This window comes from Sphingomonas sp. Ag1, from assembly GCF_000980895.1.
GTDB lineage: Bacteria > Pseudomonadota > Alphaproteobacteria > Sphingomonadales > Sphingomonadaceae > Sphingomonas > Sphingomonas panaciterrae.
The window spans coordinates 1-7,275 of record NZ_LAZX01000054.1 but is presented as its reverse complement, the minus strand read 5'-3'; the positions used below and the strand labels follow the sequence as shown (position 1 = coordinate 7,275).

The 7,275-nt window shown below is 58.5% G+C and carries 10 protein-coding genes; all 10 read right to left on the bottom strand.

The window, feature by feature from the left end:
• The coding region (locus tag XM50_RS00790) for a hypothetical protein (protein ID WP_046406580.1) at window positions 1–405 on the bottom strand (405 nt) is incomplete at its 3' end.
• 118 nt (window positions 406–523) lie between these two features.
• A complete protein-coding gene (locus tag XM50_RS00785; RefSeq protein WP_046406578.1) occupies window positions 524–1,459 on the bottom strand; it encodes a phage tail tube protein in 936 nt (311 codons plus the stop codon).
• Between the two features lie 326 nt (window positions 1,460–1,785).
• Window positions 1,786–2,205 carry a phage tail terminator-like protein gene (locus tag XM50_RS00780; RefSeq protein ID WP_046406576.1) on the bottom strand — a complete coding sequence of 140 codons (420 nt, stop codon included), beginning with the start codon at window positions 2,203–2,205 and terminating at the stop codon, window positions 1,786–1,788.
• Window positions 2,202–2,603, bottom strand: a complete 402-nt coding sequence (locus XM50_RS00775) for a hypothetical protein (RefSeq protein WP_046406574.1) — start codon at window positions 2,601–2,603, stop codon at window positions 2,202–2,204. The genes XM50_RS00780 and XM50_RS00775 overlap by 4 nt, the downstream gene beginning before the upstream one ends.
• On the bottom strand, window positions 2,603–2,950 hold the full coding sequence (locus XM50_RS00770) for a hypothetical protein (protein ID WP_046406572.1): 348 nt from the start codon (window positions 2,948–2,950) through the stop codon (window positions 2,603–2,605). The genes XM50_RS00775 and XM50_RS00770 overlap by 1 nt, the downstream gene beginning before the upstream one ends.
• Complete coding sequence (locus XM50_RS00765) at window positions 2,950–3,549, bottom strand: DnaT-like ssDNA-binding protein (protein WP_331386548.1); 600 nt, start codon at window positions 3,547–3,549, stop codon at window positions 2,950–2,952. Before XM50_RS00765 ends, XM50_RS00770 begins: the two co-directional genes overlap by 1 nt.
• A gap of 95 nt (window positions 3,550–3,644) precedes the next feature.
• A complete protein-coding gene (locus XM50_RS00760; protein WP_046406567.1) occupies window positions 3,645–4,853 on the bottom strand; it encodes a phage major capsid protein in 1,209 nt (402 codons plus the stop codon).
• 110 nt (window positions 4,854–4,963) lie between these two features.
• Window positions 4,964–5,686: an HK97 family phage prohead protease gene (locus XM50_RS00755; protein ID WP_052742315.1), complete on the bottom strand. Its 723-nt coding sequence runs from the start codon at window positions 5,684–5,686 to the stop codon at window positions 4,964–4,966.
• Window positions 5,687–5,729: 43 nt separating this feature from the next.
• On the bottom strand, window positions 5,730–7,043 hold the full coding sequence (locus XM50_RS00750) for a phage portal protein (protein WP_046406565.1): 1,314 nt from the start codon (window positions 7,041–7,043) through the stop codon (window positions 5,730–5,732).
• Window positions 7,040–7,275 (bottom strand): integrase core domain-containing protein (locus XM50_RS00745; RefSeq protein ID WP_046406564.1); only part of this gene is annotated, 236 nt, incomplete at its 5' end. The genes XM50_RS00750 and XM50_RS00745, both read right to left, overlap by 4 nt.

Here is a 7,275-nt window from a genome sequence, read left to right as displayed (position 1 = left end):
TTCAGCGGCGCGATAGTTCGCAGCATCGCTGGAGAAGTCAGAAAGCTCTTCATAAACAAACATGACTGCCGGGCTCGACAGGTATGCAACCAGCGCGTTCTTGGAGTGCTTCCACTCGCCGGTCTTCAACGGGATCGCCTTGCTGTTCGTTACGAACTTGTCCACGAAGAAACTGATGAGGATCTCACGGCGCAGCTGAATGTCCTCTGCGGTTTGCGGATCGTCAATGCGATCACGCTCGCGGCGGCTCAGCTTGGCAGTGTGACGCTTGTAGTCGATCAGCCATTCCGGCGATCCAACGAACTGGTGCTTTACGTCGAAAACGCCCCAGCACTTGCCATCCTTGCGGACCTCAATCTCGCGGGTCTCGTCAACGGTTTCTGGCAGGTCAAAATCGAATTCCATTTAATCACCTCAGGTTTTTTGAGGCGGTGTTCATCACCGCACGATATTTAGCTCGCTTAAGGAAATGGAGTCGGTGGACCTGAAACCACCGACTCCATCCGCACTCCTAAGCTAGAGCTTAGGCAGTGATCTTCTGGATCATAATGTCTGTACCGCTTACTGCGTCGCCGATTGGCGAGAAGGTCACGTTCACCATCTGGTTAGCGCCCTCTTCTGCGTCCTCTGGGAACGAAGGCTGGGCAGCTGGGATGATTACCTTGTAACCCTCACCATCAATGGTCATGTCGAACTCGATACGAACGGCGGGGTTCTCAATGCCGTTCTTAATCAGGTTCTCAGGGCCAAAGTCCTTGCGGTAAAGCGAGGCGGCCAGTTCAACGGTCTTGCCGCTGGTGCCAATGCCGCGCGCAAATGCCGAACCCAGCTTGCCCTGCGTCTCACGTGCCTGCGAGATAGTCAGCGAGAGGGTCGAGTAATCAACTTCGCCCAGACCCTCGATCACGATGTTCTTAACGTCGGGACCAGCCAGCTTTGATGCGGTCGAAGCGTCCGCGTAGGCAGCGCCAGCGAGGGCAGCGTTAGATGGATCGAGACGGCCAAGGCCAAGGACGGTGAAATCAGCAGTGACGATGCCACCGAACTCAGCGTTCAGAGCAAACTCCGAAACCACACAACCAGCATAACGGGTGAACATGCTCACTGCGCCGTCCTGCCACTTGCGCTCCACAAAGAGGTTCGTCTCGGTGGTGCCGGCCTTCAGCAGACCTTCAGCGTCGAACCTGCCCGAGAATGCGCTCTCAAGCAGAAGCTCCGTTGCAGCGTCACCAGCTACGAACTCCGTGTTGAGGGTGCCCTCAACGCGAGGATTGACGAGGCGCTGACCGGCGTTCGTGCGACCCTTGCGTCGGGTCTGGCTGACGATGGGATCTGCAGTTGCGTTCAGGTTCGAACCAACAATGGTTTCGAGTCGCTTGAAAGCAGGAGCGGTGGGAGCAACGGTGTCTGCCGTGCCAACCGCGATAGCGAATTCAGTATCAGATGGATTAATTGCCATATTGCGGCCTCCTAAAAAGCTACGGGCCGCGAATTGGCCTCACCGTATTTAGTTGAGGCCCATCAACATCAGCGTAGACTCGACAAGTTGAGCGAAGCGGCGTAACCTGAGTCGACTCAGATTGAATGGGTGATCGTCATGGCGGATGCTCTTTCTACTCAGTCGCCGTATTTGCACTCGCCGTTGTCTGTGGCACAGGCATTCGTGCATGGCCGCTCGGCGGGTAAAGCTCACAACGAGATATTGCGTACGTGCCCGTATACTAAGGGCGCGCTTGAATACGATGCATGGTATCGTGGCTTTCGCCTCGGTCGGTCTGAAAGAGCTTAAGCGGTTTCAGCCCGGTCGCTGGTGTACCGGATGCAGACCGCAACGATGTAGTGCTTGGTATCCGGCACAACTCGCGTGTCCGCTTCCCAGCAACGCAGATTGAGGTCAGCAGCGCGCCAGCGTACGAACAGGGACTTGGCCTGATCGACTAGCGCCCATGCTTCACTGTCTGGATTGCCGATCGGAATAGCGACTTGCAGCCACACGCGACCTTCGCGGTTCACGCGGACACGAGAGTTGCCAAGGCTGCGCTGTTCCTCAGTGCCGGGACGAACCGAAAAGCGGATGAATGAAGCCGGCATCTTCGCGTCTGCGCGGTTATTGTCGAAGAGCAGCGGAACCGGGGAGCCTAGCGACTTCCATCCCGTGATTGCGCGCTTCCTGAGTGCGTCGATATCTGTGCTGTGTCCGGTCATGGTCGCCTCCGCGTGGCTTTGTCGATCGCGGCTTCGATCCAACCGGATGGCTTGCTCACTGCTCGCCCTGCGTTCAGTCCTTCGACGTGATCCTGATTGTTGACGATGTTGATCTTGTCACCGATCTTCGCGGTCAGAATGGTTGCCTGACCTCGTGCCTTGGCAGCCGTGCCGCCGGGATCGGGGCTGTCGAGCTTGTCGGTGGGAGTCGTGTTGATGGCGGTCTGCCAATCACCGATCGTGACGCTGGTGTCTTCTGGCGTGCCGTCGATAACTCCGTCGAGTATCTCACTCGCGGTGACGCGAATGACCTTCCCGGCATCAGCAATCGCCTTACGCTTGGCCGCGGCCAAGCTCTTCACGACGCCACCCAGATTCGAGATACCGGAGCGCGCCATCAGCCGAGCACCACTTCATAGGTGATGACCGTTCCGGCTGGTGCCTTCGCTGCTACCTCGATGACGGTGTAGGTCTTCGCGCCGACGATCAGCTCGTCATTGGGCTGCGGCTCTACCTTGTTGTCGAGCACCGCGACGAGCTTGCTGCCCAGATACGCGCCAGCGTTCCAGACTTCCTTGGTCTTCACCACGCACGCGACGGGAATGTCACGCTGAGTGACAGGAACGGGATCGCCGTTGTCGTCATAACCGCCACCGCTCTTGCGACGGAGCCGGCCCTTGCCGCCAAGCGGCCCGTTGAGCAGCTGGGAAGCCGCGCTAGCGAAGTTATCGTAGATCCCGGCCATTAGCGCGCACCGCCTGGCCTTACGATCGACGTGCCCTTGAACGATCCCCAGCGCGCGAGGCGCATGAACACGGCATCAGCAGCCGCGACAGCGTTGGTCGGCTTGATCGTGCCAACACCGTCCAGCTTCACCTCGGACGCGTTGAATGCGTTGTCCTGCCAGAGCGTGATATTGCGGACCTTGAAGGCCGCTAGGATCGCCTGAGCCTCAAGAATGTCCTTCGGGATCGTGCTTTCGGGTAGGAATTCCGGCGAGGCGAGCAGGCCGGGGGACTCGAACATGATAAAGCGCGCGTATTCCTCGGCGCACGGATCGAGATGCGGATAGGTGCGGGCGAACCAATCGGGTCCAGCCTTCTTTGGCTCAAGCGATACGCCCTTGCGGGGCCATGCTAGCGTTTGGAGTGGATCGACCGGCTGGCCCTTCCACGTCCACATTCGACTAATCTCTTTGGCCGCTTCGATCAGGTAGGGTCCGTCATCCGCGCCAAGCTCAGGCGAAAGGCCGAGCAGGGGATGAACGAAGTCCACGAGGAACTGGTTGGCCTGTGGAATAGTCTGCCAGCTGTTGGCGTCTGGTCCTGTAGTCTCTAGTACCAATGCTCCATCCTCGACATAGTTGTCGGGTATTTAGCGGTGGCCTGCTTTGGACATGGAGAAGCCCGGCTTCTCAGCCGGGCTTCCCTGTTTTGCGATTAAGCCGTTACCAGCTCAAGTGCGCGGATTGCCTTATAGTCAACAATTGCACCGCCAACGCGGCGACGAGCGGAATACTTGACGTACTGTGGCTCGGTGATTGGATCGACAACCCACTTCATCGCGCCGAAGTCAACGATGGTGTATGCCTTCCTGAAGTCAGCGAGCAGAACCGCTGGGGTGCCGTCCTGAAGCGCATCAGCAATCGTCGGCATGGAGTCGTCGATGACGTATGGCATGTTGTGGACGGTGCCAGCGAAGCCACCAGCAATGCTTGCGTCTGCTGGACGCAGAAGCGAACGACCGTTCTCGTCCTTCTCCATGAACAGAGCCAGTTCAACATCGCTGCTGAACACGAGCACTGCGCCCTGAAGATAGTTGCTGTGGAGAGTGGAGCGCAGCTTCAGAACCGCGTCCGACAGGTAGTTGCCGGTGGCAGGAACAACAGCCTGAACCGTTGCCAGCTGACCGAAAACGTCGGTGTACTTGTTGACGCCCGAAGTGAGCGCGGTCTGTGCCAGAAGGCCCATACGGGTGGTGGTCAGGCCGGGAACGTCCTGAACGGTGTTCGTCTGGGTGCCGTTGAGGAACAGGTCGCTTTCCTTCTCAGCGATGTTCAGGATCATGCTGTCCTGAAGCTCTGCTGCGAGGTTCAGGATCGATTCCTGATCGTCCGACACCCACGAGGTGTGACGCTGCTGGTCGACAATCTCAGACGTGCCCCAGCTGAGCTTACCGAACAGATCGGTGGTGTTCAGCGTGTAAGCTGCCTTTTCCGCCTTGGTCTTTGCAGCACCGCCGACACGCATCTTGATGATGCGCTCTAGGTTGGCCTTGACCGACACGACGCGGGACAGGCTGCGGATTGGGCTGAGCTTTGCGAGGCCGCGAGTGATCTCACCGTCGAACACGGTAGGAACGGTGTTGCCGCCCTCTTCACCGACGAGGCGCGAGAACTCGGTTGCCTTCACGTCGCCGTCTTCGATGGCGTAACGGCCCTTCACGAACGCCAGCTTTGCGAGGCGATCGTCGTCCTGTGCGTTGGTTTCTGCGGTGTGGCTCTTGGTCTGCGACTTGCGGGCCATCTGCTCGCGCAGGTCAGCGATTTCGCCGCGCAGAGTTTCAACCTCTGCCTTGTTCACTGCGTCTTCGGAGTTGGCCTTGGTAGCCAGTTCCTCAAACAGCTTGTTGATGTTCTCTTCGTTCACTTTTCACCTCTGAAATGGAGTTCAGAGGAGGGCTGAAGAGCGGGTCCTGCTGTCTGAGAGGCGAGTCCCTTGGGAGTGCCGGTTGGAAGCAATGCTTCCAGTGTTTCTATTTAGCGGCCGAGGCGCTTTCTGATCTGGTAAGCCAGCCAGAGGTCATCGAACTTGGTGTCGATGCCAGCTTCGGCGTCTGCGATTTCTCTAGCCGCTACAGTTTTGTCCACGGCGGTAAGCAGGGCTTCACCCTCTGCAATCGCCTCTGCGACTTCCTCGTCCGTCATCACCGACTTGGACATGAGCGTTGCAGCGAAGTCCGCTACGCGCTGTTGGTCCTCAAGGCTGAGATCGGGGAAGCTGGAAGCAATATCGCCCTTAACGGCGGTCAGCTTTGCAAGCTCGTTGCAGGGGAATGTGACTGCGCTAATCTCGTGTAGCGCAATCTCCTTCAGGCGGAGCACCTTGCGATCGTTGACGCGATCGGACTGCTTCTGAAGGACGCGGTAGCCAATTGAGAAGCTATCTAGGGTTCCATCTAGGAACTGAGAACGGACGTTCTGACCATCGTGGCTGTCTGAGAAGCGCGCTTTGAAGTACAGGCCCTCGTCGCTGTCCCTGAGTTCCAGAATGCGGCCAATGGGCTTGTCGTGCCTGTGATGCGCCAGGAAGGGCATTCCCTTCGTGGAAGCGTTGAAGCGATCTAGGGTGCGCTTGTAAGCGCCGCGTTCCACGATATCGCCGGCATGGTCGATGTTGCCGTAAGCAGATGCCAGACCTTCGACCTCGTTGTCATTGATAGGACCAGCCTTAAAGCTCTTCGTCAGGAAAGGTGCGTTCATTCTGGTTGATCCTATCTCGTGAAACTCCGCTGTTATTTATTGATTAGGCGCGCTGACTGGCGCGGCGGCTCGTATCGGCATTATGTGCGACTTCTCGCGAGGGCTGATTGTCCGGCTGCTGCTCGGGGTCTTTACCGCCACTCTGAGAGAGGGATTCGCCAGCACCGGCAACAGGGATCGGCTTGTTGCCCCAAGGAGCAGGAGCAAAGCCCATTGCCTCACGGTATTCGTTAAAGGTGATCGCGCCGCGACCAGCCATCTTGTCTACCATGTCGAGCTTGTCGTCCTGAAGGTAGGGCAGCTTGGTCTCATCGATTTCGATGGTCAGTTTGGGGTCGTTCAGGCTGTCGCGGAGGAAGCTCTGAAGGTGGCCGAGCACGAAATCAGCGCGTGGCTTGAGCCAGCCGGTGTAGAAGGTGCGATCCGCCGTTCGCATGTTCATGCCGGTGGTCTCGCCCTCGAAACCGAGCATGACGGGCTGAACCGCAAAGGCCATAGCGATGCGGCGTTCCAACGCCTTCACCACGGCCACCACATCGAGTTCTTTGAAGTCCATCTGGTTCTCGATGAACTCGGAGCCAGCGACCAAGCCCTTTAGCTCGTCGTCCTCGCGCAGCATCCTGAGCGTGTCGCGGAGCTTGGCCTTGTCGTCATCGGTTAGTTCGTTGTAGCCGTCCACCTCAGGGATGGTGATCCAACCGCTCTTGCGGCCACCATTGGTGAAACGGGCATACATGAGCTTCGTAGCCGCCCTGTAAGCGGCAATATCAGCCATGATCGCATCGCCGGCACCCGAACCCTCGATCGCGCTCAGCGGGTTGTAGATGCTCATGTGGAGCAGGTCGGCGTCGATCTGCTCGTAGCGGTTGGTGTCACCGATCCGGCGCTCGACCGTGAGGATCGAAGCGGTTTCGTCGGGATCGGTGTAGAAGATGAGTTCTGGGTTGCTGGTGCCGTTCAAACGCTTGGACGGATCATAGGTGATCGTGCCCTTGGCCGGTTCCTGAAACATGAAGTCGGGGCGCAGGGCTTCCATCACGGGGCGCTCTGCAATCTCCTTGTTGAGCCAGAGCCAGCAATCGCCACCGATGCCCAAATCCATTTCCACGTTGCGGAGCAGGTTGCTCATTGTGCGGTCGCGGAAGTTGGGAACGCTGAGCACCTTCTTGCCGCGCTTGCTGCCCTCGATCTTCAGGGTGATGCTCGCCAGCTTCTCGGCGCGGATCTCTAGGCAGCGACGGCTAACTGGGCACTGGAAATAGACAGCTTTGGTGCGGCCGACATAGTTCTCGTCGTCCGTCCAGACGGAGCCACTGAACCGCCCCGGGGTTGCGGGAGGCGTTGGGTTGTGGGTCACGCTGCCATATCGATGTTGTCCGCGGCAGCATAATACAGCTCTTCGGCTTCGGCAGGCGGGATGTTGCCGATGGGTTCGAGCAGCCGGCGATGGTTGAACCAGTCGACCCACTCGAGGGTAGCGTACTCGACGGCTTCGAAGCTGCGCCACGGTCCGCGCCGGTGGATCACCTCGGCCTTGTAGAGGCCGTTGATCGTCTCGGCCAAAGCGTTGTCGTAGCTGTCACCGACGC